Annotated in this window: 1 pseudogene; it reads right to left on the bottom strand. The window is 31.0% G+C overall.

Annotation, left to right across the window (positions count from 1 at the left end):
• Positions 1-49: 49 nt before the first annotated feature.
• Positions 50-255, bottom strand: a pseudogene (locus tag ACYQ2O_RS13585) (hypothetical protein); the annotation flags it as partial.

The raw sequence follows: 255 nt of genomic DNA, 5'->3' as shown, positions 1-255 counted from the left end.
ATTCTTTTGACCAATTAAGTAATGCATAAAATATCTTTGAATAAAATAACTAAGATGATTCATGTTGCACCTCCGGTACTAATTGTCCGAGCGTTTTTTCTTGCTCAATAAAATCGTGGTAATGTGTGTTTGTAAAATGGATATATCGTTCGGTATCTATCAAATTTACATGGCCAACATATGCAGCTAATATAGGTATTGCAGAATATATATCCATTCCATTTTCCAACATTTGTTCTAAACTGTAAGTACAAA

The sequence above is a fragment of the Alkalibacterium sp. m-11 genome, from assembly GCF_054658155.1.
Note: the sequence above shows the minus strand (reverse complement) of the source record. Positions and strands in the feature narration are given on the sequence as shown.